24 protein-coding genes and 1 pseudogene are annotated in these 24,376 nt (G+C 68.6%); 8 read left to right on the top strand and 17 right to left on the bottom strand.

Going from position 1 to position 24,376, the window contains the following annotated elements; genetic code table 11:
- Nucleotides 1-29: 29 nt before the first annotated feature.
- Nucleotides 30-443, top strand: coding sequence for a TIGR03618 family F420-dependent PPOX class oxidoreductase (locus GO592_RS10170; RefSeq protein ID WP_005564285.1), 414 nt, complete (start codon nt 30-32; stop codon nt 441-443).
- Here the strand turns inward: GO592_RS10170 and GO592_RS10165 are convergent.
- Nucleotides 403-1,161: a polyprenol monophosphomannose synthase gene (locus GO592_RS10165; protein ID WP_007299070.1), complete on the bottom strand. Its 759-nt coding sequence runs from the start codon at nt 1,159-1,161 to the stop codon at nt 403-405. The genes GO592_RS10170 and GO592_RS10165 overlap by 41 nt on opposite strands.
- Before the next feature lie 118 nt (nt 1,162-1,279).
- On the bottom strand, nt 1,280-2,419 hold the full coding sequence (locus tag GO592_RS10160) for a M24 family metallopeptidase (protein ID WP_007299069.1): 1,140 nt from the start codon (nt 2,417-2,419) through the stop codon (nt 1,280-1,282).
- A 36-nt stretch (nt 2,420-2,455) separates the two neighbouring features.
- Here GO592_RS10160 and GO592_RS10155 point away from each other — a divergent pair, with 36 nt between their 5' ends.
- Nucleotides 2,456-3,412: a 5'-3' exonuclease gene (locus GO592_RS10155; protein WP_007299068.1), complete on the top strand. Its 957-nt coding sequence runs from the start codon at nt 2,456-2,458 to the stop codon at nt 3,410-3,412.
- Between the two features lie 24 nt (nt 3,413-3,436).
- Here GO592_RS10155 and GO592_RS10150 read toward each other — a convergent pair whose 3' ends face one another.
- The 8 genes from GO592_RS10150 to pafA form a co-directional block, all read right to left on the bottom strand.
- Nucleotides 3,437-4,126 (bottom strand): DUF4333 domain-containing protein, encoded by a 690-nt coding sequence (locus GO592_RS10150; RefSeq protein ID WP_082324970.1) that lies wholly within the window; start codon nt 4,124-4,126, stop codon nt 3,437-3,439.
- A 102-nt stretch (nt 4,127-4,228) separates the two neighbouring features.
- Complete coding sequence (locus GO592_RS10145) at nt 4,229-6,958, bottom strand: DEAD/DEAH box helicase (protein ID WP_039952131.1); 2,730 nt, start codon at nt 6,956-6,958, stop codon at nt 4,229-4,231.
- Between the two features lie 18 nt (nt 6,959-6,976).
- Nucleotides 6,977-8,017, bottom strand: coding sequence for a twin-arginine translocase subunit TatC (tatC, locus tag GO592_RS10140; protein WP_007299066.1), 1,041 nt, complete (start codon nt 8,015-8,017; stop codon nt 6,977-6,979).
- Nucleotides 8,018-8,088: 71 nt separating this feature from the next.
- Entirely contained in the window at nt 8,089-8,364 is a 276-nt protein-coding gene (tatA, locus tag GO592_RS10135) for a Sec-independent protein translocase subunit TatA (protein WP_039952129.1), read from the bottom strand.
- Nucleotides 8,365-8,436: 72 nt separating this feature from the next.
- On the bottom strand, nt 8,437-9,501 hold the full coding sequence (locus GO592_RS10130) for a 2-dehydropantoate 2-reductase (protein WP_007299064.1): 1,065 nt from the start codon (nt 9,499-9,501) through the stop codon (nt 8,437-8,439).
- Nucleotides 9,498-10,478, bottom strand: a complete 981-nt coding sequence (locus GO592_RS10125; RefSeq protein ID WP_007299063.1) for a helix-turn-helix transcriptional regulator — start codon at nt 10,476-10,478, stop codon at nt 9,498-9,500. The genes GO592_RS10130 and GO592_RS10125 overlap by 4 nt, the downstream gene beginning before the upstream one ends.
- On the bottom strand, nt 10,475-11,467 hold the full coding sequence (locus tag GO592_RS10120; protein WP_085990385.1) for a helix-turn-helix transcriptional regulator: 993 nt from the start codon (nt 11,465-11,467) through the stop codon (nt 10,475-10,477). The genes GO592_RS10125 and GO592_RS10120 overlap by 4 nt, the downstream gene beginning before the upstream one ends.
- A gap of 47 nt (nt 11,468-11,514) precedes the next feature.
- Nucleotides 11,515-12,873, bottom strand: a complete 1,359-nt coding sequence (pafA, locus tag GO592_RS10115; protein WP_005256282.1) for a Pup--protein ligase — start codon at nt 12,871-12,873, stop codon at nt 11,515-11,517.
- Between the two features lie 73 nt (nt 12,874-12,946).
- Here pafA and GO592_RS10110 point away from each other — a divergent pair, with 73 nt between their 5' ends.
- Nucleotides 12,947-14,413 carry a phosphatase PAP2 family protein gene (locus GO592_RS10110; RefSeq protein WP_007299061.1) on the top strand — a complete coding sequence of 489 codons (1,467 nt, stop codon included), beginning with the start codon at nt 12,947-12,949 and terminating at the stop codon, nt 14,411-14,413.
- Here GO592_RS10110 and prcA read toward each other — a convergent pair.
- The 5 genes from prcA to GO592_RS10085 all read right to left on the bottom strand — a co-directional run bounded on the left by prcA (nt 14,404) and on the right by GO592_RS10085 (nt 18,377).
- Nucleotides 14,404-15,183, bottom strand: coding sequence for a proteasome subunit alpha (prcA, locus tag GO592_RS10105; protein ID WP_007299060.1), 780 nt, complete (start codon nt 15,181-15,183; stop codon nt 14,404-14,406). The genes GO592_RS10110 and prcA overlap by 10 nt on opposite strands.
- Entirely contained in the window at nt 15,180-16,064 is an 885-nt protein-coding gene (prcB, locus tag GO592_RS10100) for a proteasome subunit beta (RefSeq protein ID WP_007299059.1), read from the bottom strand. Before prcB ends, prcA begins: the two co-directional genes overlap by 4 nt.
- Complete coding sequence (locus GO592_RS10095) at nt 16,061-16,255, bottom strand: ubiquitin-like protein Pup (RefSeq protein ID WP_007299058.1); 195 nt, start codon at nt 16,253-16,255, stop codon at nt 16,061-16,063. Before GO592_RS10095 ends, prcB begins: the two co-directional genes overlap by 4 nt.
- A gap of 170 nt (nt 16,256-16,425) precedes the next feature.
- Nucleotides 16,426-17,925, bottom strand: a complete 1,500-nt coding sequence (gene dop / locus GO592_RS10090) for a depupylase/deamidase Dop (RefSeq protein ID WP_007299057.1) — start codon at nt 17,923-17,925, stop codon at nt 16,426-16,428.
- Nucleotides 17,926-17,999: 74 nt separating this feature from the next.
- Nucleotides 18,000-18,377: a nitroreductase family deazaflavin-dependent oxidoreductase gene (locus GO592_RS10085; RefSeq protein ID WP_039952149.1), complete on the bottom strand. Its 378-nt coding sequence runs from the start codon at nt 18,375-18,377 to the stop codon at nt 18,000-18,002.
- Nucleotides 18,378-18,459: 82 nt separating this feature from the next.
- On the opposite strand from GO592_RS10085, the gene GO592_RS10080 reads away from it, so the two are divergent.
- Nucleotides 18,460-19,008, top strand: coding sequence for an NUDIX domain-containing protein (locus GO592_RS10080; protein ID WP_007299055.1), 549 nt, complete (start codon nt 18,460-18,462; stop codon nt 19,006-19,008).
- A 65-nt stretch (nt 19,009-19,073) separates the two neighbouring features.
- Here GO592_RS10080 and arc read toward each other — a convergent pair whose 3' ends face one another.
- On the bottom strand, nt 19,074-20,849 hold the full coding sequence (arc, locus tag GO592_RS10075) for a proteasome ATPase (RefSeq protein ID WP_005256296.1): 1,776 nt from the start codon (nt 20,847-20,849) through the stop codon (nt 19,074-19,076).
- Nucleotides 20,850-21,031: 182 nt separating this feature from the next.
- Between arc and GO592_RS10070 the strand changes: the two genes are divergently transcribed.
- Nucleotides 21,032-21,532, top strand: a complete 501-nt coding sequence (locus GO592_RS10070; protein WP_039952127.1) for a hypothetical protein — start codon at nt 21,032-21,034, stop codon at nt 21,530-21,532.
- Between the two features lie 49 nt (nt 21,533-21,581).
- Here the strand turns inward: GO592_RS10070 and GO592_RS10065 are convergent, their stop codons facing one another.
- The gene (locus tag GO592_RS10065; RefSeq protein ID WP_007299053.1) at nt 21,582-22,436 is read right to left on the bottom strand and encodes a tRNA (adenine-N1)-methyltransferase; all 855 of its coding nucleotides are present in this window, start codon (nt 22,434-22,436) and stop codon (nt 21,582-21,584) included.
- Nucleotides 22,437-22,530: 94 nt separating this feature from the next.
- Here GO592_RS10065 and GO592_RS10060 point away from each other — a divergent pair, with 94 nt between their 5' ends.
- The 3 genes and pseudogenes from GO592_RS10060 to GO592_RS46485 all read left to right on the top strand — a co-directional run.
- A complete protein-coding gene (locus GO592_RS10060; protein ID WP_007299052.1) occupies nt 22,531-23,436 on the top strand; it encodes a RecB family exonuclease in 906 nt (301 codons plus the stop codon).
- A complete protein-coding gene (locus GO592_RS10055; RefSeq protein WP_007299051.1) occupies nt 23,433-24,269 on the top strand; it encodes a thioesterase family protein in 837 nt (278 codons plus the stop codon). Before GO592_RS10060 ends, GO592_RS10055 begins: the two co-directional genes overlap by 4 nt.
- Nucleotides 24,191-24,358, top strand: a pseudogene (locus tag GO592_RS46485) (MFS transporter); the annotation flags it as partial. The gene GO592_RS10055 and the pseudogene GO592_RS46485, both read left to right, overlap by 79 nt.
- Nucleotides 24,359-24,376: the final 18 nt, after the last annotated feature.

The following is a 24,376-nucleotide window of genomic DNA, read 5'->3' as shown; positions in this document are numbered from 1 at the left end:
CGTCCAGTGTCCTGGATTACCGTCGGGGCATGGACCGCACCCCCTCCACCCCGATCCGCCTGACCGACGCGGCGCTCACCTTCCTCGGTGAATACCACCTCGGGACGCTCACCACCCTCCGCAAGAACGGCACCCCGCACGTCGTCGCCGTCGGCTTCACCTGGGATCAGGAGCACGGGCTGGCGCGGGTCATCACCAACGGCTCCTCGCAGAAGGCCATCAACGCCGAACGCGGAGGGTACGGCGCGGTGAGCCAGGTGGACGGACCACGCTGGATGACCCTCGAGGGCCCCGCCCGGGTGCTGACCGACCCCGATTCCGTCGCCGACGCCGTGGCCCGCTACGCCGCGAGGTACCGCCAGCCCCGGGTGAACCCGACCCGCGTGGTCGTGGAGATCGCCGTCAGCCGCGTACTCGGCTCGGCTGCGCTGCGTCACCACTGAACCGCAACTTCCACGGGACCAGCGCGGACTCGATCTGCACGGCGAGGCTCATCTTGGACACCCCGTCGGTGCGCTCCTCGAACCGGATCGGGACCTCCGCGATGGTCATGCCGCGCTGCACCGTGCGGTAGTTCATCTCCACCTGGAACGCGTACCCGTTGCTCTGCACACCGTCGACGTCGATGGCCCGCAGGGTGTCCGCGTGCCACGCCTTGAACCCGGCGGTGGCGTCCTTGACGCGCAACCGCAGGATCGCGTTGACGTAGAAGTTCGCCCACGCCGACAGCGCCTTGCGATGCCAGGGCCAGTCGCTGGCGACCGCGCCACCGGCCACGTAGCGGGAGCCGAGCACGACGGCCGCGTCCGTCGTCGCCAGCGTCTCCACCATCCGCGGAATGGCCTCGGTGGGGTGCGACAGGTCGGCGTCCATCTGGATCACGATGTCCGCGCCCTCGTCCAGCGCCCGGGTCATCCCGGCGACGTAGGCCCGTCCGAGGCCGTCCTTCACGGTCCGGTGCAGGACTCCGACCGGGATCGGACCGCTCTGCGCGAGCGTGTCGGCGACCTCACCGGTGCCGTCCGGCGAGTTGTCGTCGACGACCAGCACATGCAGGTTCGGAATTTCCGACGCCGCGAGAAGCTCGACGATCTTGGGCAGGTTGTCGCGTTCGTTGTAGGTCGGTACGACGACGGTTACCTTCGGGGCGACGCTTTCCATGACACCTTCGCGTGATCTGTGATCCCGACTCTCCGCGGACGTGCAGCGGCGAGTGCGGTCGTGAACAAATGGAAGATGTTACTACCCGCGCCGCACCGCCCCCGCACGCTCCCGGTGCTCAGCCGGGGAGCACCGTCAGCCCGTGGGGCCGGGTGTTGACCGGCTCACAGCCGTCGGCGGTCACGATCACGATGTCCTCGATCCGCGCACCCCACTCCCCGCGGAAGTAGATGCCGGGTTCCACGCTGAACGCCATCCCCTCGGCCAGCTCGATCGCGTTACCCGACACGATGTACGGCTCCTCGTGCACCGACAACCCGATTCCGTGCCCGGTCCGGTGCACGAATACCTCGGCCAGCCCATGCGCGGCCAGCAGGTCGCGGGCGGCCGCGTCGACCGCCTCCGCGGTGACGCCGGGACGCACCAGGTCGACGGCCGCCGCCTGCGCCTCCTCCAGTACCGCGAACTTCGCTGCCACACCCGGATCGGGCTCACCCATGCTGTACGTGCGGGTGGAGTCGGAGTTGTAGCCGGGTTCGACGGGTCCGCCCATGTCGATGACCACGACGTCACCCGATTCCACGACCCGCTCGGACACCTCGTGGTGCGGGTCGGCGCCGTGCGGTCCCGAGCCGACGATGACGAACGCCGCCTCCGTGTGTCCTTCCGCCAGGATCGCGGCGGTGATGTCCGCCGCCACCTCGGCCTCGGTGCGGCCGACCTTCAGGAACTCCCCCATCCGTGCGTGGACCCGGTCGATGGCCTGACCGGCCCGGCGCAACGCGTCGATCTCCGCTTGGTCCTTGACCATCCGCAACTCCCGCAGCACCCCGGTGGCCAGGACCGGCAGCGCACCGAGCGCCTCCGACAGCGGAATCAGGTGCAGCGCAGGCATCGCATCGGTGACGGCGGTCCGGGCAGGCGACGGCAGCAGTCCCGACACCAACGCGTACGGGTCGACCCCGTCGACCCAGTCACGGATCGTCAACCCGAGCTCGGACGCCGCCGACTCGGTGAGCGACGCCAGTTCGAGCCGCGGCACGACCACGGACGCGGTGTCGCCGTTCGCGGGAATCACCAGGCAGGTGAGCCGTTCGAACGACTCCGCTTGCGAACCCAGCAGATACCGCAGGTCGGGTCCCGGGGTGATGAGGAGGCCGTCGAGTCCGGCGTCGCGGGCCAGTGCGCCTGCGCGAGCGATCCGGTCGGCATAGATGGTGGTCGGGAAGCGTGAAGTCGATGCGCCGAGGGAACTCATGGCTTCAGGCTAAACCGGTTTGGCAGGATGAGGGTCATGACAGGGCCTCTGCTTCTCCTCGACGGTGCCAGCCTGTGGTTTCGCGCGTACTACGCGCTACCCGACTCGATCACCTCACCCGACGGTCGATCCGTCAACGCGGTGCGCGGGTTCGCCGACATGGTGGCCGCACTGATCACCAAGCACCAACCGACCCGGCTCGCAGTGTGCCTCGACCTCGACTGGCGGCCCGCGTTCCGCGTCGAGGCCGTGCCCACCTACAAGGCGCACCGGGTCGCCGAGGACACCGGCGGGGCGGAGGAAGAGGTTCCCGACACCCTGTCGCCGCAGGTCCCGATGATCCTGGATGTCCTGGCCGCCACCGGAATCGCGACCGCCGGTGCGGAAGGGCTCGAGGCCGACGACGTTCTCGGCACCCTGGCCGCCACCGAGACTCGCGACACCACCATCGTCGTCACCGGCGACCGCGACCTCCTGCAGGTCGTCACGGACGACCCCGTGCCGGTGCGGGTGCTGTACGTGGTGCGCGGCCTCGCCAAGGCCGAACTGCTCGGGCCGGAAGAGGTCGCAGCCAAATACGGGGTGCCCGCCGACCGGGCCGGTGAGGCCTACGCCGAACTCGCCCTGCTGCGCGGCGACTCGTCCGACGGGCTGCCGGGTGTGAAGGGAATCGGCGAGAAGACCGCGTCGAGCCTGATCATGCAATACGGATCGCTCGCCGCCCTGCGGGCCGCCGCAGTCGATCCCGAATCCGACATGGCGAAGGGTGCGCGCGCGAAATTCGCCGCCGCAGCCGACTATCTCGACGCGGCACTGCCGGTGGTGCGGGTGGTGCGGAACGCGGATGTCGAACTGTCCCGCGAAGACACGCTGCCCACCGAACCGGTCGATGCGGACCGGCTCGGCAGGCTGGCGGAGGAACTCGGAATCGAGAATTCCGTCGGCCGCCTCACTGCGGCGATGAAAAAGGTGGCCGCCGCACGGGTTCCGTGACGGACGGGTGGGCCGAGGACGTGTCTAACTGGGGCGGCTCACCTCATACGTGCCCTTGTCGTCGGTGAAGGTGAGAGTGACCTGCTTCTTCTCACCGTCGACGGTGAGACTGCACGTGAAGCTGTTGCCCTTCTTCACTTCCTGATCCGCGGGGCACGTGACACCGGACACGTTCTCGGCGCCGTAAGAATCGGTGACGATGCGCTCGACACCGTCCTCGGCCGCCTTCTGATCGAGCGTGTCCGTGCCGAAGACCGTGAACGCGAGCACCAGGGCGATACCCACGATCACCAGCAGAGCCACCACACCACCGATGATCAACGGCAGCTTCGACTTCCCCGACGACGGCGGCTGCCCCCACTGCTGCTGGCCGGGGGTCGGGCCCCACTGCTGCGGCTGACCCGGTTGCTGCCCCCACTGCGGCTGCCCGGGCTGCTGACCCCACTGTCCCGAACCCGGCTGTCCGAGCTGACCGGGTTGCGGCTGCTGACCCCACTGCGGTTGTCCGGGCTGCTGCGGGTGCTGGCCCCACTGCGGCTGCCCGGGCTGCTGAGGCTGACCCGGTCCCGGCTGTCCCCACGGCTGGGCGGGCGGCTGCTGACCGTACTGCGGCGCCCCGTACTGGCCGCCGGTCTGGTCAGGATTACCCTGGCCCGGTTGCTGTCCCTGGGCCCATTGCCCGTTCGGGTCGTTCGGTCCGTAAGGGCCGCTCATCGTCGCCTCCCGCTCACGTGTCAAGTTTTGTACCTACCGTAACGCCCCACCATCGGATTCGGGCCCTCGGACGGCGTGCGAATCCAACCACACGGCGTCGGGTCACGCAGCATCCACGGCGACGACACCGCGGCGGATCGCCGCGACAGCACGACCTGCGGCTTTGCCGACGTCCGGATCGGGGGACGTCGACCGGACCTGTTCGAGCAGGTCGATCACCTGCCTGCACCACCGAACGAAGTCGCCGGCAGACAGTGCACGCCCCTGATCTCCTGCCGCGATCAGCGCCTCGACGAGCGAATTGTCGCTCGCCCAGTGGAAGATCGCGGCAGCGAAGCCGAGGTCCGGCTCACGGGTGGGCGGCAGTTTATGCCGGATCTCGTCCGCCCGCAGCTCCCGCCACACCCGCACGGTCTCGTCGAGGGCGTGCCGCAATGCTCCCGGACCGCCGCCTTCGACGGTGTCCCCTTCACGGCGCGATTCGAAGATCACGGCGGACACGACGGCGGCGAGCTCCGCGGGCCCGAGACCCTTCCACACACCCTGCCGGAGGCACTCGGCCACCAAGAGGTCGCTCTCGCAATAGATTCGACTCAACCGCGTGCCGTGCTCGGTGGCGTCGGGGTGTTCGCCCGGCGAGATGTAGTCGCGCTCGGCGAGCAGCGACAGGATGCGATCGAACGTGCGCGCCAACGAGTTCGTCGTGGCAGCCACCTTCTGCCGCATCGTCTCGGTCTCGCGGGCCAGCCGGTTGTAGCGTTCACCGATCCGGCTCAGCTGCTCGCGGTCGGGCCAACTGTGGCACGGGTGCTGCCGGATGGCACGCCGCAGCCGCGCGATCTCGGCGTCGTCGACGCCGGCACCCGACTTCTTACGCTTCCGGCGACCCGGCGCAACGATTCCGGTGCTGCGCAATGCCGATGCCAGATCGCGTCGCACCCGGGCGGTGTGGTGATCGAAGCGCCGCGGCAATCGCATCGACCCCAAAGACCGTGCAGGCTCGGGGAAGTCGCCGGCCGACACCCGGCCCGCCCATTTCGCCTCGGTGAGGATCAACGGCTTCGGATCCGTCGGGTCCCGGTCCGGTTCCAGCACCACGGCCAGACCGGAGTGCCGTCCCACCGGGATCGCGATCACGTCGCCACGCCGCAGTGCGACGAGCGAGGCGACGGCGGCGTCCCGGCGTTCGGTTCGGCCTGCCCGTTCGAGTGACCGTTCCCGACTGCTCAGTTCCTCCCGCAGGCGCGCGTACTCGAAGTACTCGCCGTCCTCGCCGCCCAGCCGTTCGCGGAGCGTGGTGAGCGCGGCCTCGTTGCGTTCGATGCCGCGCGTCAGGCCGACCACGGACCGGTCGGCCTGGAACTGGGCGAACGACCGCTCGAGCAGGGCCCGTGATTCCGCCGCGCCCATGCGATCGACCAGGTTGATGGTCATGTTGTAGCCGGGACGGAACGAGCTGCGGAGCGGAAAGGTGCGCGTGGAGGCCAGCCCGGCGACGTCCACGGGTTCCACCCCGGGCTGCCACAGGACCACCGCGTGACCCTCGATGTCGATGCCGCGACGTCCCGCCCGGCCGGTGAGCTGCGTGTACTCCCCCGGGGTGAGTTCGGCGTGGGCCTCGCCGTTGTACTTGACGAGGCGTTCGAGGACGACCGTGCGGGCGGGCATGTTGATGCCGAGCGCCAGAGTCTCGGTGGCGAACACGGCCCGGACCAGCCCCTTGACGAACAACTCCTCGACCGTCTGCCGGAACGCGGGCAGCATCCCCGCGTGGTGCGCGGCGAGCCCCCGCTCGAGCGCCTTGCGCCATTCCCAGTACCCGAGGACCTCCAGATCGGCCTTCGGCAGTTCGGCGGTGTGGGCGTCGATGATGGTCCGGATCTCGGCGACCTGCTCCGGCGTCGTCAGATCGAGGCGGGACCTCAGGCACTGCGCCAGCGCGGCGTCGCACCCGGCGCGGCTGAAGATGAACGTGATCGCCGGGAGGAGTCCCTCGTCGTCGAGGCGGGAGATCACTTCCGGTCGGGGCAGCGGCCGGAAGTCGCTGGAGAACCCGCCGCCGCGGCGTCCCCTACCCCGGGTCTCCCACGAGTCGGCCCGCTCGAGCGCCTGTCGCTGTTTGACGTGCCGGACCAGATCCTGGTCGACCACCAGATCCTTGAGCGCGTCCCCGCTGCGCGCCCTCGTGTCGAAGAGGTCGAACAGCCGCTTCCCGACCATGATGTGCTGCCACAGCGGGATCGGGCGGTTCTCGTCGACCACCACGGTGGTGTCGCCGCGCACCGTTTCCATCCACGCGCCGAACTCCTCGGCGTTGCTGACGGTCGCCGACAGGCTCACGAGGCGGACGTCCTCGGAAAGGTGCAGGATCACCTCTTCCCACACGGCCCCACGGAACCGGTCCGCCAGGAAGTGCACCTCGTCCATGACGACGTGGGACAACCCGCGCAGCGCCGGCGAGTCGGCGTACAGCATGTTCCGCAGCACCTCGGTGGTCATGACGACCACCGGGGCGTCCGAGTTGATGCTCGAATCGCCGGTCAGCAGCCCGACCGTGTCCTTGCCGTACCGCCGCACCAGCTCCGCGTACTTCTGATTGCTCAGCGCCTTGATGGGTGTCGTGTAGAAGCACTTGCGACCGGCGGCGAGCGCCAGGTGCACGGCGAATTCGCCGACCACGGTCTTTCCCGCGCCGGTCGGGGCGCAGACGAGGACGCCGTGACCGCCCTCGAGAGCACGGCAGGCGTTGATCTGGAAGGGGTCGAGCACGAAGCCGAGCTGCGCCGAGAACACATCGAGTTCGGTGCCGCCGGTCGTGTCACCTGTTGTCACTGCCACCCCGTCAGATTGTCACAGGGTGTCGGAGAAGTCCTGACCCGGTGTGTTGCTGCCGGTCGTGCTCGCCGCGTCGTTCTTGCTCGCGGCGCCGGACCTCCCGGACTTGCGTGACCGCCGGAACCGGCCCGCCGGCTCGGGGACCGGTGTGGCGGCGACGTCGAACGCCTCGTTCAGGTCCGACGGCGCGGCGATCGTCGACGCCTCGTCGTCGTCGAGGGCACCCCACTCCTGCTCCGTCCGACGAGCCTTGCGGCGGTCGTTGATGCGGGCGATCTGCACGGCGACCTCGAACAGCAGGGTCAACGCGAACGCGAGCGCGAGCATCGAGAACGGGTCCTGCCCGGGGGTGGCGATCGCGGCGAACACGAACAGAGCGAAGATCAGGCCGCGGCGCCACGCCTTGAGCTTCGCGTAGGGCAGGATGCCGACGAAGTTCAGCGCGACGATGAGCAGCGGGATCTCGAAACTGACACCGAAGATGATCAGCAGGTTGATGATGAACCCGAAGTATTCCGCGCCGCCGAGTGCGGTGATCTGGACGTTGTCGCCGATCGTCAGCAGGAAGTGCAGGGCCTTCGCGACGACTACATAGGCGAGGACGGCGCCGGCGAGGAACAGCGCGGCGCCGGACACCACGAAGCCGATCGCGTAGCGGCGCTCCTTCGAGTAGAGGCCGGGCGTGATGAACGCCCACAGCTGGTACAGCCAGATGGGGCAGGCGAGGACGATGCCTGCCGTCAGCGCGACCTTGAAGCGGAGCATGAACTGCTCGAACGGTCCGGTCGCGAGGAGGCGGCACGACCCGTCGTTGCTCAGGTCGGCGCGACTCGACGCCGGCAGCGAACAGTACGGCCCGCGCAGGAGCTCACCGAGACTCTCGATCCCGAGAATCTGGTGGGAGTACCAGAAGAAGCCCACCGCGGTGGTGACCACGATGGCCAGCACCGACAGGAGCAACCGCGTGCGCAGCTCGTAGAGGTGATCGACCAACGACATGGTGCCGTCGGGATTGGTCCTCCGCTTGCTGTGGCGCGGATCGAACGGAATTCGCACTGTTGTTCGCCCTAGTCTTGGTCAGCAGGCAACCGGGGTGAAGAGTCACCCCGGTTGTCAAGCGGCTCGGGCTATGCCGACTTGGGCTCGGTGTGCTGCGGCTGCACCGGCGCCGGAGGGGTGACCGGTGCTGGGGTGGTGTCCGCCACGGGCAGCTCGGCGGGCGCGCTCTGCTGCGCGGTGGGCGCCGGCGTGCTGTTGTCGTTCTGCATCTCCTTGACCTCGCTCTTGAAGATGCGGAGCGAACGGCCGAGTCCACGAGCCGCGTCGGGCAGCTTCTTGGAACCGAACAGGATGATGACGACCAGCGCGACGATGGCCCAGTGCCAGGGGCTCATGGCTCCCATGATGAAACCTCCAAAAGATCAGGTGACCACGATGCTACCGGACATACACGGCACCGGTCCGGTCGAAACCGGCTAGTTGCGCTGCCGTTTACCTGTCGGTTTCCTGGGTCCCGGCTGTGAGCGCAGATCGGCGAGCAGGGCGTCCCCGGACCAGTGCCGGTTCCCGCCCGCCTCGGCCTCGCGGATCAATTCGACCAGCCTTCCGTTCACCGGCGCGGCCGTGCCCGACGCCGCGGCCAGGCGCACGATCTCCCCGCTGATCCAGTCCACTTCGGTGCGCCGGCCCGCTTCGAGGTCGTCCCACATCGAGGATCGTGCGTGCGGGTCGATGGCCAGCATTCGGCTGCCCGCCACCCGGAACACCCCGTCCGGGACGGTCAGCAACCGGGGAATCCACTGCGGCGGCAGCGGTGTGAGCTTGGCGACAGCGATGCCGCGGGCGTTCAGGAGAGTCAGCGCTTCCCGCTGTGCCAGGGCGACCGCGCGCCGGAACGACCGCTGCGACAACTCCTCGCGGAGCGGCAGGCCCGAGAGGGCGTTCACCGCGTTGTTCAGGTTGAGCAGCAGCTTCGCCCACTGCACCGAGCGGAAGTCCGCGCGTGCGTGCAGCGGCAGCCCGGCGTCGTCGAAGACCGGCGCGAATGCGCGCACCGCCGGATGCTGCTCGATCTCGAGGTCACCCTCGGAGCCCTGGTGGAAATGCCCGTCGCCGCGGTGCACCACGTTGAACGGCACCATCGCCGCGAGAACGACCTGCTCCGGCAGTGCCGCGCGCAGGGTGTCCGCATTGCCCAGCCCGTTCTGCGCACTGACCACCACCGTGTCGGAACCGATCGGCGACGCCAGTGCGGCACCTGCCTCCGGTGTCCCCGCCGACTTCACCGAGACCACGACGAGATCGGCCGTGGCCGCCGACTCGGGACCGGTGGCGAAGGCGATGTCGGCGGCACCGACCCGGATGTCCGCTCCGTGCAGGTCCGTCAGCCGCAACCCGTGTTCACGGATCTCCGCCCCGACACGCTCCCGGCCGATCAGGGTCACCTCGGCGCCGGCCGCCGCGAGCCGGCCCCCGACATAGCAACCGATGCTGCCCGCGCCGAAGACGCTGATCCGCAGTGGACGCCCGTCGCCGCTCACGCCTCGACGGCGTCGTAGGCGGACAGCGCCTCCACGGCCCGGCGGCGCACCTCGTCGACCAGTTCCGCAGGTTCGAGCACGGTGATTCCGGAACCGAACCCGAGCACGAGCCGGGCCATCCACTCGAGCGCCCCGTAACTCATGCTCGCCTCGACCGAGCCGTCGGGAGCGACCGTCCGGACATCCATCGGGTAGTAGTCGAGCACCCAGACGCAGTCGGCACCGATGTGCAACCGGGCCTGGGGAAGGGACGCGTCGCCGCTGAACAATTCCAGGTTGGAATCCCGCACGAGGGCCTGCGCCGGCGGTGTGGACGGCTCGTCCAACTCGGTGGCGGCGTCGATCCGGTCGAGCCGGAACAGCCGGACCCCCTCGGCCTGCCGGCACCACGCCTGCAGGTAACTCTGATTGTCGACCAGCACGACCCGCACCGGATCCACGGTGCGCTCGGTGACCCGGTCCCGGGACGCCGAGTAGTACGTCAGGTGGAGGGCACGCCGATGATGAAGCGCGGACCGCACCGTGGCGGCTATGGGATCTTCCGCCACGTCCTCCACCGCCTCCCGCTCCGACGTCGGCGTCACCGCCGCGCGGGCCGCCGCGGTGCCCGCGGCGTCCTCGATCTTCGCGATCGCGCTGTGCGCCGCGGACGGATCGACCATGCCCGGCATCTCCACCAGCGAACGCAGGGCAATCAGCAGGGCTGTCGCCTCGGTGGACGTCAACCGCAGCGGGCGGTCGATGCCCGCCGAGAAGGTCACCTCGATGCTCTCCTCGGAGAACGAGAGGTCGATGAGGTCGCCGGGACCGTAGCCGGGTAGGCCGCACACCCACAACTGGTTGAGGTCGGACATCAGCTGTGTGGTGGTAACGCCCAGTTCGGCGGCGGCCTCGGCCGCACTCATCCCGGGGTTCGCGATGAAGTACGGCACCAGGTTGAGGAGCCGGGACAGTCTCGACGAGAGCCTGTTGCTCACGACGTCCCCCCTTCCCGTGCGGCGTCCTTCAGCTTGGTCAGCACATCGTGACGTAGTTCGGGCGGATCGAGAACCAGGGCGTCCGCCCCGTGGCCCGCGACCAGCCGCGCGATCCAGTCCCGGGAGCGGACCGGAATCCCGAGCACGGTGCCGCTGCGCTCGTTCACCCGCTTCTCCTCCGCCGTGGTCGCCAGTCGGCGCAGTTCGTGGGCACGGCCTTCCGCCACCCACACGGTGGCGGTCCCCGTGACCTCACCCGAACCGGTGACCCGGTCGACGATCTCCCGGAGGTCGACGCCCGCCGGTTTGTGGACGACCCCGGACGGTCCGAACTCCGTCACGTCGTCGCCGATCCGCGACAGCCGGAACGTCCGGACGGCCCGCCGGTCGACGTCGTGACCGACGAGGTACCACCGGCCGTGCGCGGTGACGACTCCCCAGGGCTCGACGGTGCGCTGGGTGTACGGCTCGTTCAGGGCGCCGCGGTGCGGGAAATGCACGGCGCGGCCGGCATCGACCGCCGCCAGCAACTTGCCGAGCGCCGGTTCGGACCCTCGGGTGCGGGCGGGCACCGCGGTGATCGGGGTGGCCGCCGAATCCGGATCCACCTGCACACCCGCCGCACGCAGCTTGAGCAGTGCCCCCTGAGCCGCGGACGTCAACTCCGGGGACTCCCACAGCTGGACCGCTACCGCGACCGCCGCGGACTCCTCCTGGCTGAGGTCGATGTCGGGGAGCTCGTACGCGTTGCGGTTGATGCGGTAGCCCTCGACCGTCGAGAAGCGCGACGCCTGCCCGGTCTCGAGCGGAACACCGAGATCCCGGAGCTCGTTCTTGTCGCGTTCGAACATGCGGCTGAACGCCTCGTCGCTCGCGGAGTCGGCGTACCCGGCAACGCTCTCGCGAATCTTCTCGGCGGTGAGGAACTGTCTGGTGGACAACAAACAGATCACCAGGTTCATCAACCGCTCGATCTTGGAAGTCGGCACGCCCGGAAGCCTAGTGGGTGAGCCCGTTACGGACTCTCACAGCGCCGCTACATCGAGGCAATCAGCCGCTCCACCCGCTCGTCGACCGACCGGAACGGGTCCTTGCACAGCACGGTCCGCTGGGCCTGGTCGTTGAGCTTGAGGTGCACCCAGTCGACCGTGAAGTCGCGTCCGGCCTCCTGCGCCGCCGTGATGAACTCGCCGCGCAGCTTCGCCCGAGTGGTCTGCGGTGGAGTGTCCACCGCCGCCTCGATCGTCTCGTCCTCGGTGATCCGCTTCACCAGACCCTTGCGCTGCAGCACGTCGAACACGCCGCGACCGCGTTTGATGTCGTGGTACGCCAGATCGAGCTGCGCGATCTTCGGGTCGGCCAGCTCGAAGCCGTGCCGGTCCTGATAGCGCTGGAACAGCTTGCGCTTGATCACCCAGTCGATCTCCATGTCGACCTTCGCGAAGTCCTGCGTCTCGACGGCGTCGAGCATGCGACCCCACAGGTCGACGACCTGAGTGACCTGCGGATCGGGATCCCGGTTCTGCAGGTGTTCCACCGCACGCGCGTGGTACTCCCGCTGAATGTCGAGGGCGCTGGCCTGCCGGCCGCCGGCGAGCCGCACCGGGCGGCGTCCGGTGACGTCGTGGCTGACCTCGCGGATGGCGCGGATCGGGTTGTCGAGCGCGAAGTCGCGGAACGACACCCCGGCCTCGATCATCTCGAGCACGAGCGCCGCCGTGCCCACCTTCAGCATGGTGGTGGACTCGGACATGTTCGAGTCGCCGACGATCACGTGCAGGCGGCGGTACTTCTCCGCGTCGGCGTGCGGCTCGTCACGGGTGTTGATGATGGGCCGCGACCGCGTGGTCGCCGAGGACACGCCCTCCCAGATGTGCTCGGCGCGCTGCGACAGGCAGAACGTGGCCGCTTTCGGCGTCTGCAGGACCTTGCCCGCGCCACAGATCAGCTGCCGCGTCACCAGGAACGGGAGCAGCACGTCCGAGATCCGGGAGAATTCGCCGGCCCGGGCAACGAGGAAGTTCTCGTGACAGCCGTACGAATTGCCTGCCGAGTCCGTGTTGTTCTTGAACAGGTAGATGTCGCCGCCGATGCCTTCCTCGGCGAGCCGCTGTTCGGCGTCGATCAGCAGCTCCTCGAGAACGCGCTCCCCCGCCCGGTCGTGGTTGACCAACTGGATGAGGTTGTCGCACTCGGCTGTCGCGTATTCGGGGTGCGAGCCGACGTCCAAATACAGGCGGGCACCGTTCCGGAGAAACACGTTGGAGCTCCGGCCCCACGACACCACCCGCCGGAACAGGTAGCGCGCAACCTCGTCCGGGCTCAGTCGCCTGTGACCATGGAAGGTGCAGGTCACACCGAACTCTGTCTCAATTCCCATGATTCGTCGCTGCACACCTCGACAGTACAACGCCGATCACCCGGCGGAGCGGAAAAACCCTCTGGCGACACCCCGCGCATACCCTGAGATGGTGAACCGACACCTACGCCGAATCCACCGGGCCGACGAGATCGTCTTCGACCGCAGCGCCGATCTGAGCCCCTCCGAGCTCGACCGGGCCATGCGCTTCCTCAGCCGCGCGGCCGATAAGGGGCTCCTGTGGTGGTTCGTGGCGGCGGTCCTGGGACTGGTCGGCGGGCGCGCCCGCCGCGGTGGTGTGCGCGGACTGCTGTCCCTCATGATTGCGAGCGGTCTGGCCAACGGCATCCTCAAACCACTGTTCCCCCGGCGGCGCCCGCCCGCCCGCGTATGGACGAACGTAATGCGCGGGGTGGCGATCCCCCGGTCCTCGTCGTTCCCGTCGGGACATGCCGCGTCGGCGGCGGCGTTCACCACGGGTGTCGCCCTGGAATCGCCCGCGACCGCTGCCGTCGTGGCCCCCCTTGCCGCCGCGGTCGCCTACTCCCGTGTGCACAACGGCGTGCACTGGCCGACCGACGTTGCCGCCGGACTGCTACTCGGCGGGGCCGTCGCGTCGGGCACCCGCCGCTGGTGGGCGGTGCGCACGGAGGAACCGGCAGAGCTGGGCCCCGCCGTCGACGCACCGGCACTTCGAGGCGGTGAAGATCTGCTCGTGGTGGTCAACCCGGAGTCCGGGCCCGACAGTGTCGATCCGAGTGAGGAGATCACAACCGCTCTCCCCAAGGCCGACGTGCGCGCACTCGACACCGCCCGCGATTTCGCCGAACAACTCGACGCCTGGGTGACCGACAGGAAGCCGCGCGCCCTCGGAGTGTGCGGTGGAGACGGGACCGTGGTGGCCGTCGCGTCCGCTGCAGTGCGTCACGCGTTGCCGCTGGCGGTGTTCCCGGGCGGCACGCTCAATCACTTCGCGCGGGATGCCGGTGCCGCCGACATCTCGGATACGGTGAACGCCGTCGAGACCGGGCATGCGGTTCTCGTCGACCAGGCCGTCGTCCACACCGATGTCGAGGCGCCGGCGCCGTTCCTCAACACCGCCAGTCTCGGCGGCTATCCTGACGCGGTGCGACTGCGGGAGAAGTGGCAGCCGCGGTACGGAAAGTGGCCTGCGGCATGTGTGGCGATGATCCGGATTCTCTCCGCCGCAACACCGCTCGCCGTCACCATCGACGGCAGGCCCGTGAAAGTCTGGATGCTGTTCGTGGGGAACGGTCGGTATTCCCCCGGCGATCAGGTTCCGATGTCGCGTCCCGCCATCACCGGCGGACTACTCGACGTCCGGTACGTGCGGGCCGACCGGCGAGCGTCCCGGCCGCGGCTGCTGTTCGCTGCCGCCACCGGGACGCTCGGAAGCAGCCGGGTGTACGTGCGATCCCTCGTGCCCCGGCTCACCGTCCGCGTGGACGGCTCGCCGGTTGCACTGGCCACCGACGGTGAAGTGGTCGCCGACGCCCTGAGGTTCGACTTCCGGACGGTGCCCGAAGCGATCGCGGTGTACCGGCCTCAGTCCTGAGCGTCGGCCGGCTTCGTCTCGGTGTCCGGCTTCGACTCCGGAGCGGGCTCCGAGGCGGCCGCAGGCGCTGCGGGGATCAGCTGTTCGAGCGCGGGTCCGGTGATCCGCCGGAACGCGCGGCGAGGCCGGGACTGGTCGAGCACGGCCACCTCGAGGCTGGCCACATCGACGTTGCGCTTCTCGCCTTCCCCGGCACCGCCCTGCCGCAGGGCATTGACCGCGATACCGACCGCCGCCTCCAGGTCGAGGTCGGCACGGTACGACTCGCGCATGGCTGTCGCGATCGGCTCGGTCGTGCCACCCATCACGACGAAATGTTGCTCGTCGACGATGGATCCGTCGTAGGTGATGCGGTACAGCTGGGGAGCCTTCGGGCTGCCCACGCGTCCGACCTCCGCGACGCAGATCTCCACCTCGTACGGCTTGGGCTGTTCGGTGAAGATCGTGCCCAGGGTCTGCGCGTACGCGTTGGCCAGCGATCGGCCCGTCACGTCACGGCGGTCGTAGGAGTAGCCGCGCATGTCGGCGTGGACGATCCCGGCGCGCCGCAGGTTCTCGAACTCGTTGTACTTGCCGACGGCCGCGAAACCGAGACGGTCGTACAGTTCGCTGACCTTGTGCAGCGCAGTGGAGGGATTCTCCGCGACGAACAGCACCCCGTCCCGGAACGTGAGCACCACGACGCTGCGTCCGCGGGCGATTCCCTTGCGCGCCAGTTCCGAGCGATCCCGCATGATCTGCTCGGCGGACGCGTAATACGGCATGGTCATCGCGCAGACCCCCCTACTTCCGTGCGCTCGGCGACGATGCGCCGCGCCAACTCGGACGTCGTCTCCTCGGGCACGTGCACGGCTCCGGCCTGGGTGATCGTGACCGCGGTCGGGTAGATGCCGCGGGTGACGTCAGGCCCACCGGTGGCCGAGTCGTCGTCGGCCGCGTCGTACAGCGATTCGATGGCCGCCCGCAGGGCCGTCTCCTCGTCGCTGTCCGGCGAGTAGATCTTCTTCAGTGCCGACTTCGCGAACAACGATCCCGAACCGACCGCGTGGTAACCGGCGCGTTCCTCGTACCGGCCGCCGACGACGTCGTACGAGACGATCCGGCCCGCGTGGGCCTCGTCGTCCGCGTCGAGGTCGTAGCCGACGAGCAGCGGGACCACCGCGAGACCCTGCATCGCCGCCCCCAGGTTGCCCCGCACCATCGACGCCAGGCGGTTGGCCTTGCCGTCGAAGGTCAGCTGAACACCCTCGATCTTCTCGTAGTGCTCGAGTTCGACGGCGAACAGGCGGACCAGTTCGATGGCGATACCCGCGGTGCCGGCGATGCCGGCCGCCGAATATTCGTCGGTGACGTACACCTTCTCGACGTCCCGACTCGCGATCAGGTTGCCCTGGGTCGCGCGGCGGTCGCCTGCGATCAGGACGCCACCCTTGTAGGTGAGCGCCACGATCGTCGTGCCGTGCGGTGCGAGATCACCGCTGTCCATCCCGTCACCACCCCGTGTCGAGTGCGATCGATGGCCGATCCGATTCTCCGGCAGCAATTCTGGTGCGTGACCACGCAGGTACTCGGTGAACGAGCTCAGATTCGAACCGAAACTGAGCTTCGTGTCACCGTCGCCTGTCCGCAATGCCGGTCGATCCGCCGTCACTGGCCGCCCTTCTGGACATAGGCCCGGACGAAGTCCTCGGCGTTCTCCTCGAGCACGTCGTCGATCTCGTCGAGCAGGTCGTCGGTGTCCTCGGCCAGCTTCTCGCGACGTTCCTGACCCGCGGCACCGTCAGCGCCCGGGGTGTCGTCCTCGTCGCCGCCACCAGTTCGTTTGGTCTGCTCTTGCGCCATCGCAGCCGACCTCCTTGTGTGAAGGGAGCTCTTCTTCCGAGCGTCCTGTCCTGCCAAGCAGTCTGACTACATCATCCGCTCGGACCTTCACCCTACCGAGCGTCGCCGCCGCACGTGTGCCGACGCGACGGCGAGTTCCGGCGCAGATCCGTCCGCGACCGGTCGACGGGTCAGTTCGTGAGCTCGTCGACGAGTTCCTTCGCGGTTTCCACCGACTCCAGCAACTCCCCCACGTGCGCCTTGCTGCCCCGCAGCGGCTCGAGGGTGGGGATACGGACCAACGAGTCGCCGCCGAGATCGAAGATCACCGAATCCCAGCTCGCAGCCGCGATGTCGGCGCCGAACTTGCGCAGGCACTCGCCGCGGAAATAGGCGCGGGTATCGGTGGGCGGGGTGTCGACGGCGTCGAGCACCGCCTGCTCCGAGACCAGGCGTTCCATCGACCCGCGGGCGACCAGCCGGTTGTAGAGCCCCTTGTCCAGGCGGACGTCCGAGTACTGCAGGTCGACGAGATGCAGTCGCGGTGCGGACCAGTTGAGGCCCTCCCGATTCCGGAAACCCTCGAGCAGCCGCAGCTTGGCCGGCCAGTCCAGCAGGTGAGCGCACTCCATCGGGTCCCGCTCGAGGAGGTCGAGCACCATCGCCCACTTCTCCAGCAGGTCGGCCACGCGAGGGTCGTCGTTGCCCTCGGCGGACATGAACTTGTCTACTCGGTCCAGGTAGATCCGCTGCAATGCAAGTCCGGTCAGTTCCCGGCCGTCGGCCAGCGCGACCGTTGCGCGCAGCGTCGGGTCGTGACTGATGTGGTGCACGGCGGTCACCGGGCGGGCCAGCTGCAGGTCGGTGAGGTCGACGCCGGCCTCGATGAGATCGAGGACCAGAGCCGTCGTCCCGACCTTCAGGTACGTCGACATCTCGGCGAGGTTCGCGTCGCCGATAATGACGTGCAGACGCCGGTACTTGTCCGCGTCCGCGTGGGGTTCGTCGCGGGTGTTGATGATGCCGCGCTTGAGTGTCGTCTCGAGCCCGACCTCCACCTCGATGTAGTCGGCACGCTGCGACAGCTGGAAACCGGCCTCGTCACCGGACTGGCCGATGCCCACCCGGCCGGACCCGCAGATCACCTGACGGGACGCGAAGAACGGCGTCAACCCGTTGATCACCGCGGAGAACGGCGTGGCTCGGGACATCAGGTAGTTCTCGTGGGTGCCGTACGACGCCCCCTTGCCGTCCACGTTGTTCTTGTACAGCTGCAGTCGCGGGGCGCCGGGGACGCTCGACGCGTGCCGGGCGGCCGCCTCCATCACCCGTTCGCCGGCCTTGTCCCAGATGACGGCGTCCAGGGGGTCGGTGACCTCCGGGGCCGAGTACTCGGGGTGCGCGTGATCGACGTAGAGCCGGGCGCCGTTGGTGAGGATCATGTTGGCCGCGCCGACCTCGTCGGCGTCGATCACCGGCGCCGGGCCGCTCAGCCGGCCCAGGTCGAACCCGCGGGCATCCCGGAGCGGGGATTCCACCTCGTAGTCCCATCGGGTGCGCTTGGCGCGCGGCACTCCCGCTGCCGCTGCATAGGCCAGCACCGCCTGGGTGGACGTCAAGATCGGATTGGCCGAAGGCTCGCTGGGTGAGGAGATTCCGTACTCGACTTCGACACCGATGATCCGCTGCATGCTGCCGAGCCTATGCGATCACCCACGCCACCCGGTGGCACACTCCTGCTACGCGAGCCGTCCGCTCCCGGCGGCTAGTCCGGCGAGCACTCCAGGTACTCGTCCGCCGAGATCGCCCGGAGCACCGTGCGGACCCCGGCGGGAGCCCAGGAGTGGGTGCTGTCGGTGACGATCCTCGGGCCCGTCAGGTGCACCGTCCGGCGGCGCGTCACGATGGTGCATCCGCCCGCCGCCACCACGTTTCGCACCCAGTCGCTCCGCGCACCGTACGTCAGCGCGAACCGGTAGCGGCCGTCCACGACGAACACGTTGACGGGTGTGCGATACGTCTTGCCCGACCTGCGGCCCCGGTGCTCGACCATGGCGAAACCGGGCAGGATCGTCGCGACGTGCCGGCTCACCTGATTGGTGACGACCCGGTTGAACCGGGCGATCGAACGCGGCAACGCCATGACCTCTGACCCCTTCGACACCGGAACGAGCACCCGACCTCGACAGTACCGACGTTCGCCGGGGGGCTGGCAGGATCGACACATGGATTCCGCACCGAACACCCCACACGGCACGGACGAAGTGGTGGCGGTGTTCGACAGTGCGGGACGACCGGTGGGGTCCGCCGCGCGTTCCCGCGTCTACGCCGAGGGGTTGTGGCACGCGAGCGCCGGCGTCCTCGTCCGATCCGGCGACGGGAAGCGCCTCTACGTGCACCGACGCTCGGACACCAAGACGGTGTTCGCCGGACATCACGACTGCCTGGCGGGTGGGGTGGTCGATCCCGGGGAAACCCCGGAGGAGGCCGCAGCCCGGGAACTGGCGGAGGAACTGGGCGTCACCGGAGTGGGCCTCACCCCCATCGCGGAGGTGGCGTGGGACGGGCACTGGCAGGGAATGCGGCTGCGGTGCCACCTGTACGCCTACGAGACCCACTGGGACGGACCCATCGTCCACCAGGCCAGCGAGATCGCGTCGGGTTGGTGGTGGACGCCCCACGAACTGGTGACGCATCTGCGCGACCCGCAGTGGCCGTTCGTGCCGGACACCCGGGCGCTCCTGGAGGACTACCTCGTCACACGGGACCGCTGACACACAGCCGCCTGCGCGGCGGGAACCGTGTTCGAGTTCCCGCCGCGCAGGTGGTGCCGAACGGCTTACAGGTACTGGCCGGTGTTGGATTCGGTGTCGATGGCGCGGCTCGCGCTCGCGTTCTTACCGGTGACCAGCGTGCGGATGTAGACGATCCGCTCACCCTTCTTGCCCGAGATCCGGGCCCAGTCGTCGGGGTTGGTGGTGTTCGGCAGGTCCTCGTTCTCCGAGAACTCGTCGACGATGGAGTCGAACAGGTGCTGGACCCGCAGGCCCGGGGCACCGGTGTCGAGCACCGACTTGATCGCGTACTTCTTGGCGCGGTCGACGATGTTCTGGATCATCGCGCCCGAGTTGAAGTCCTTGAAGTACAGGACCTCCTTGTCGCCGTTGGCGTACGTCACCTCGAGGAAGCGGTTCTCCTCGCTCTCGGCGTACATGCGGTCGACGACCCGTTCGATCATCACCCGGATGCAGGCCGTGCGGTCGCCGCCGAACTCCGCGATGTCGTCGCTGTGCACCGGCAGCGTCTCGACGAGGTACTTCGAGAAGATGTCCTGCGCCGACTCCGCGTCGGGGCGTTCGATCTTGATCTTCACGTCGAGGCGGCCGGGACGCAGGATCGCGGGGTCGATCATGTCCTCGCGGTTCGACGCGCCGATCACGATGACGTTCTCGAGTCCCTCCACGCCGTCGATCTCACTGAGCAGCTGAGGCACGACGGTGGTCTCGACGTCGGAGGAGACACCCGACCCACGGGTACGGAAGATCGAATCCATCTCGTCGAAGAACACGATCACCGGGGTGCCCTCGGACGCCTTCTCCCGGGCCCGCTGGAAGATCAGCCGAATGTGCCGCTCGGTCTCGCCGACGAACTTGTTCAGCAGCTCGGGGCCCTTGATGTTGAGGAAGTAGGACTTGGCTTCCTTGCTGTCCTGGCCCCGGGCCTCCGCGATCTTCTTCGCGAGCGAGTTGGCGACCGCCTTGGCGATGAGCGTCTTACCGCAGCCGGGCGGACCGTAGAGGAGCACACCCTTCGGTGGCCGCAGCTCGTATTCGTGGAACAGGTCCTTGTGGAGGAACGGCAACTCGACGGCGTCACGGATCTGCTCGATCTGCCGTCCGAGGCCGCCGATGTCGTCGTAGTGCACGTCGGGAACCTCTTCGAGGACCAGATCCTCGACCTCGGCCTTGGGGATCCGCTCGAACGCGTACCCGGCCTTGGTGTCGACGAGGAGGGAGTCGCCCGGCCGAAGTTTGCGGGTGGGCGATTCCGCGTCGTACGCGATCGACTCCCTCTCGCTCTCCTCGAAGACGGTCGCGAGGGGTTCGGCCAGCCACACGATCCGTTCCTCGTCGGCGTGGCCGACCACGAGGGCGCGCTGACCGTCGTCGAGGACCTCGCGCAACGTGCTGATCTCACCCACACGCTCGAAGTTGCCCGCTTCCACGATCGTGAGCGCCTCGTTGAGGCGCACGGTCTGGCCGAGCTTGAGGGTCTCGGCGTCGACGTTCGGGGAGCAGGTCAACCGCATCTTGCGTCCGGAGGTGAACACGTCCACGGTCTGATCGTCGTGCACTCCGAGCAGCACGCCGTACCCGCTCGGCGGCTGGCCGAGGCGATCGACTTCTTCTCGAAGGGCGATGAGCTGCTGACGGGCCTCCTTGAGGGTGTCCATCAGCTTGGTGTTCCGGATGGACAGCGAGTCCACTCGCGATTCCATCTCACGAAGCTGTTCCGGCGACTCCGCGAGCTGCCTGCGCAGTGCCGACGCCTCCGCGCGCAACGCCTCGAGCTCTCGTGCGGCCGCAACCGAATCGGGGTTCTCTGTCGAGCTCATGTGCGTCTCCTCCCAATGAGATCTATCAACGCTACCGGCACTGCCCGAATTCTGCGCCGTGACACGGATTCTGCCGATTGCGAATCGGCATACGTGACACCCTGGGCCACCGAACCTCTCATGTTAGCCTTACCTACCTGTCGAGCAGTTTCTCTCTGTTCTGTGTAACGAAAGGGTTCGTCGTGATAATCCGCAAGCCCCTGAACGGAACATCTTTCATCGGTAGGTCCGTGGTTGCCGTGGGCGCGGTGGTCCTCGCGCTCGGGATGCCGGCCTGCTCGTCCGACGACGCATCCGACACCGCGGCGACGACGTCCGCGGCCACGTCGTCCGCGGCGAGCGAGGCGATTGCCGCCCCCACGTCGGACGAACTGCTCGGTACGCTCCAGGTCCTCGTGGACCCCGCCCGACCGGTCGACGAGAAGACCGTCGTGGTCGTCGACGGCGACGAACGCCGTCCGAATCTCGAGGCCATGACGGCGGCCATGGCCAACTACCCGGTGTCCTTCACGGTCACGGATGTGCAGGTAGCGGGCGATACCGCGACGGCGAACGTCGCGATCGTCAGCCCGCACGGCACGGCCGCTCCGACCGCGTGGACGTGGGAGAACGTCGACGGCACCTGGAAGGTGTCGGACGAGAGCACGTGCACCCTGCTGGGCATGGCACGCGCCGGCTGCTAGTTTTCCCTCCTTCGGCGGCGTCCTGTCCGGGCGCCGCCGAAGGCGTGTCTCAGCCCTTGCCCGACCGGCGCTGCGGCTTGGGGGTGACGGTTCCCTCGGCCAGACGCCGGGCACTCACCAGGAACGCGGTGTGGCCCTGCATCCGGTGTTCCGGGCGCACGGCGAGCCCGACGACGTGCCACCCGCGGACGATCGATTCCCAGGACCGCGGCTCGGTCCAGCACTCCTGCTCGCGCATCGCCTCGACCACCTTCGAGAGCTGCGTCACAGTGGCGACGTAGACGATGAGCACACCGCCGGGAACCAGCGCCTTGGACACCGCGGGCAGCGCGTCCCAGGGGGCGAGCATGTCGAGGACCACCCGGTCGACCTGACCGCCCGCCGCCTCGGCGTCGAACTCGGCGACGTCGGCGATGGTCAGGTCCCAGTTCTCGGGGCGTTCCCCGAAGAACGTCTCGACGTTCCGGACCGCGTGTTCGGCGTGGTCGTCGCGCACCTCGTACGAGATGACCCGGCCTTCCGGTCCGACCGCCCGCAGCAGTGAGCACGTCAGCGCGCCCGAGCCGACGCCGGCCTCGAGCACGCGGGCGCCGGGGAAGACGTCGCCCTCGTGGACGATCTGCGCGGCGTCCTTCGGGTAGATGACCTGCGCCCCACGGGGCATCGACAGGATGTAGTCGACGAGCAGCGGTCGCAGCGCGAGGTACGGGGTGCCGTTGGTCGACTTGACCACGCTGCCCTCGTCGGTGCCGATCAGGTCGTCGTGCAGGATGCCGCCGCGGTGGGTGTGGAACTCCTTGCCGGCCTCCAGGTTGACCGTGTAGTGCCTGCCCTTGGCGTCCGTCAACTGGACGCGATCGCCCACCCGAAACGGTCCGCTCGGTCGCGTTTCGCGTCCCACCATCGTCACCGACTCCTCAGCCTGTTCGTCCGGCGCCGTCCGACGCCCACACCGCGCCCCGACTCGACTGTCGGACCGGGGGCCTACCCTGCCAGGTGTGAGCATCTCAGAGTCGCCAGCCCCCGTCACAAAGGGTTCCCAGTCACAGCCCGGCGACACTTCGGCCACCCGCAGGCGCCCCGCCCTGTCACCGTCCCGTGCCGGCGACTTCAAGCAGTGCCCGCTCCTCTACCGTTTCCGCGCGGTCGACCGGCTCCCCGAGGCGCCGTCGCGCGCGCAGGTGAAGGGCACGGTCGTGCACGCCGCACTGGAGACCCTGTTCGGGCTGCCCGCGGCCGAACGCGTTCCGCAGAAGGCGGTCGATCTGGTCCTCCCCTCGTGGGAGCGCATTCTCGCCGAAGCCCCCGACCTGATCGACCTGGTCCCCGAGGACCAACGCGACACGTTCCTCGACGAGGCGCGGTCCCTCGTCACCGCGTATTACGAGCTCGAGGACCCCACCCGGTTCGAGGCCGAATCGTGCGAACAGCGCGTCGAGACCGAACTCGCCGACGGGGTGCTGCTCCGCGGATTCGTCGACCGCATCGACGTCGCCCCCACTGGGGAGGTTCGGGTGGTCGACTACAAGACCGGCCGTGCACCACGCGAGATGTCCGAGTCCAAGGCACTGTTCCAGATGAAGTTCTACGCGCTGGTCCTGCTGCGCACCCGCGGCATCGTCCCCGCGCAGTTGCGGCTGCTGTACCTCGCGTCCGGCACGGTCCTCACCTACGCACCCGACGAGGACGAACTGCTGCGGTTCGAGCGCACGCTGTCGGCGATCTGGAAGGCCATCCTGGCGGCCGGGGTCACCGGCGATTTCCGACCCAAGCCGAGCCGGCTCTGCGACTGGTGTGATCATAAGTCCCTGTGCCCCTCGTTCGGCGGAACGCCGCCTCCCTACCCGGGATGGCCGGAGGGGCCCGCCGAAGACGCACCGGGTTTCGAGGAGATTGTCGAATGAGTTCCGAGTCCTATTACGTACCACTCGGTTCGGAAGCACTGAGTGCGCCGGAGGTGGGCTCGGACCAGAAGATCACCGTCGAGCGGTTCGACAGCACGGATCTGACGATCAGTGTGTGGGCCGAGACGATGCAGCACGGCGCTCCCCCGTCCGCGCTGCTCGTGCGGGCACTCGAGCGCTGCGCCCCACGCGACGACGTGCGTCTCACGCGGGTCGTGGTCGAGATCCTCGGTCCCATCCCGATCGCCGAACTCGAGGTCCGGTCCTGGGTGCAACGACCGGGACGCCGGGTGGAGCTGGTGGTCGCCGAATTGTGGACCGTCGGCGACCGGCCCCGTGCCGTCGCGCGGGGCTCGGCGTGGCGGATGGAGACCGTCGACACCAGCGACGCCGTCCACGTCGTCGACTCGCCACTCGAACCGCGGTCCACCGGCCGGGACGGCAAGTTCGGCGAGGTCTGGAATTCGGGCTACCTGACGACCCTCGACTGGCGGTGGATCGCCGAGATGGGATGCGAGGGCCCGGGCAAGCTGTGGGCGAAGCCGCGGCCCGCACTGGTTCTCGGCGAGACCATGACGCCGCTCGAGCGGCTGTTCTCCATCGCGGACATCGCGAACGGTGTGGGATCGAAACTCGACCCGGCGGAATGGACGTTCCTCAACACCGACCTCACCGTGCACATCTTCCGGGTCCCCGAGGGCGACTGGGTGGGGGTCAGCTCCGAAACCTCCATCGGACCCGACGGAGTGGGCATGTGCGCGGGCGTGCTCCACGACGAGACCGGCGCCGTCGGCCGAATCGCCCAGACCGTACAGGTCCGCGCCCGCCCCTGAGCGGAGCGGGCGCGGATCGTGTTGCGGGCGGAGCGGGCGCGGATCGTGTTGCGGGCGGAGCGGGCGCGGATCGTGTTGCGGGCGGAGCGGGCGCGGATCGTGTTGCG

Source organism: Rhodococcus sp. 21391 (assembly GCF_016772255.1).
Lineage (GTDB): Bacteria > Actinomycetota > Actinomycetes > Mycobacteriales > Mycobacteriaceae > Rhodococcus_F > Rhodococcus_F opacus.
Note: the sequence above shows the minus strand (reverse complement) of the source record. Positions and strands in the feature narration are given on the sequence as shown.

Excerpts from the sequence above, each read along its gene's own strand:
- GO592_RS10170 (WP_005564285.1), top strand. The coding sequence starts at position 30 with ATGGACCGCACCCCCTCCACCCCGATCCGCCTGACCGACGCGGCGCTC.
- GO592_RS10165 (WP_007299070.1), bottom strand. The coding sequence starts at position 1,161 with ATGGAAAGCGTCGCCCCGAAGGTAACCGTCGTCGTACCGACCTACAAC.
- GO592_RS10160 (WP_007299069.1), bottom strand. The coding sequence starts at position 2,419 with ATGAGTTCCCTCGGCGCATCGACTTCACGCTTCCCGACCACCATCTAT.
- GO592_RS10155 (WP_007299068.1), top strand. The coding sequence starts at position 2,456 with ATGACAGGGCCTCTGCTTCTCCTCGACGGTGCCAGCCTGTGGTTTCGC.
- GO592_RS10150 (WP_082324970.1), bottom strand. The coding sequence starts at position 4,126 with ATGAGCGGCCCTTACGGACCGAACGACCCGAACGGGCAATGGGCCCAG.
- tatA (WP_039952129.1), bottom strand. The coding sequence starts at position 8,364 with ATGGGAGCCATGAGCCCCTGGCACTGGGCCATCGTCGCGCTGGTCGTC.
- GO592_RS10110 (WP_007299061.1), top strand. The coding sequence starts at position 12,947 with ATGGTGAACCGACACCTACGCCGAATCCACCGGGCCGACGAGATCGTC.
- prcA (WP_007299060.1), bottom strand. The coding sequence starts at position 15,183 with ATGACCATGCCGTATTACGCGTCCGCCGAGCAGATCATGCGGGATCGC.
- GO592_RS10095 (WP_007299058.1), bottom strand. The coding sequence starts at position 16,255 with ATGGCGCAAGAGCAGACCAAACGAACTGGTGGCGGCGACGAGGACGAC.
- dop (WP_007299057.1), bottom strand. The coding sequence starts at position 17,925 with ATGCAGCGGATCATCGGTGTCGAAGTCGAGTACGGAATCTCCTCACCC.
- GO592_RS10085 (WP_039952149.1), bottom strand. The coding sequence starts at position 18,377 with ATGGCGTTGCCGCGTTCGATCGCCCGGTTCAACCGGGTCGTCACCAAT.
- GO592_RS10080 (WP_007299055.1), top strand. The coding sequence starts at position 18,460 with ATGGATTCCGCACCGAACACCCCACACGGCACGGACGAAGTGGTGGCG.
- arc (WP_005256296.1), bottom strand. The coding sequence starts at position 20,849 with ATGAGCTCGACAGAGAACCCCGATTCGGTTGCGGCCGCACGAGAGCTC.
- GO592_RS10065 (WP_007299053.1), bottom strand. The coding sequence starts at position 22,436 with ATGGTGGGACGCGAAACGCGACCGAGCGGACCGTTTCGGGTGGGCGAT.
- GO592_RS10055 (WP_007299051.1), top strand. The coding sequence starts at position 23,433 with ATGAGTTCCGAGTCCTATTACGTACCACTCGGTTCGGAAGCACTGAGT.